The sequence below is a fragment of the Oleiphilus sp. HI0080 genome (assembly GCF_001635135.1).
Genome location: NZ_LWFU01000652.1, coordinates 1 through 1,424, shown reverse-complemented (window position 1 = coordinate 1,424; position 1,424 = coordinate 1). Strand labels below are relative to the sequence as shown.

Annotated in this window: 2 protein-coding genes; one reads left to right on the top strand and one right to left on the bottom strand. The window is 48.8% G+C overall.

What is annotated here, in order from left to right; translation table 11 throughout:
* On the bottom strand, positions 1–385 hold a 385-nt coding region (locus A3751_RS14220), incomplete at its 3' end, for an FAD-dependent oxidoreductase (protein WP_156492477.1).
* A 242-nt stretch (positions 386–627) separates the two neighbouring features.
* Between A3751_RS14220 and rpoE the strand changes: the two genes are divergently transcribed.
* The gene (gene rpoE, locus A3751_RS14215) at positions 628–1,248 is read left to right on the top strand and encodes an RNA polymerase sigma factor RpoE (protein ID WP_068457263.1); all 621 of its coding nucleotides are present in this window, start codon (positions 628–630) and stop codon (positions 1,246–1,248) included.
* Positions 1,249–1,424 lie beyond the last annotated feature (176 nt).

Here is a 1,424-nt window from a genome sequence, read left to right as displayed (position 1 = left end):
GGACAACACGTCGATGACTATGACCACCTTCTTTTGTCAGGTGATAGTGTTTGGGGTTTTCGGCAGCGCTATCTTTAGTAAAGTTAACGCCCATGCTCTTAAGCCATTTTATGCTTTCGCGGCCACCATTAACGGTTTGCCTTACTGCGTCTTCGTGACACAAGCCGCCACCCGCAATCAGCGTATCCTGTATGTGGAGCTCTTCATTATCCTGCTGATCAAGCACGGCGGCGATGCCGCCTTGGGCCCAGGGCGTTGAACCACTGGTGAGTTGGCCTTTCGATATTACGGCGACTGATAAACTCGAGTCGAGTTTGAGCGCGCTGGTTAAACCGGCGGCACCGCTACCGATAATGAGAACATCGTATTGGAAAGACGAGGCCATAGCTTGCTTCTTAGGAAAATGAATCGAGGAACAATAACTTGGGAGGATTCTATGCGTTCATGGAACTTCTTTGCAAACGCTTAGTCTATTAAACAACGTTCAAGTGAATAGGACTCTATCGAATGACCCAAGTGATGCAACTCAATGCGCATGAGGTTTGTGTTTCCGGCACGGCCGTGGATAATAAGGCCACTCCTCAATGGGCTGATTCGCAGCTCGGGCGCGCGAGAATAGATAACAAAATGGGTCCCACTGATACATTAGAAGAACGTAAAGCTGCGAACGCTGACCGTGCGCTTGATCATAAGCTTGTGGTGCGTGTTCAAAAAGGCGATACGGCGGCGTTTGATCTTCTTGTTATGAAGTATCAAGGGCGCGTGGGATCGATTATCTCTCGTTTTGTCTCCGATCATCACGAGGTTGCCGACGTGGCGCAGGAAGCCTTTATTAAGGCTTACAAGGCGTTGCCAAACTTCCGTTCCGATAGTGCGTTTTACACTTGGCTGTATCGCATTGCGGTGAATTGCGCGAAGAACTATCTGGCGTCAAAAGGCCGGAAAACACCGTCTGTGGATATTGACATTAGTGACGCAGAATCGGCGTACCCTAACCGGGGCCTGGAAGATTTGTCGAATCCAGCGGATCAGTTAAACCGGGATCAGTTGGAGCAGGTTGTACACGGTGCAATTAGGGCACTGCCTGAAGATTTGCGCATGGCGTTAACGTTGAGAGAGTTTGAAGGATTAAGTTACGACGAGATTTCCAAGATTATGGATTGTCCTGTCGGAACTGTTCGCTCACGCATTTTTAGAGCGCGCGAGGCGATTGACCTTGCGATGCAAAAAGCCCAAGGCGAGTTATGAATTTCTGTGCGAGCAGTCTCAGAGCGATCAACGTAGATCAATATGTATTAGGCGGGGTTAGGCTCCACAAGAGAGGTTGAAGTGGACGACAAAATGAATGAGTCTATTTCTGCGCTCATGGATGACGAAGCGAACGTAATTGAAATACAGCGTTTGCTTTCAAAGTCAGATTCGAA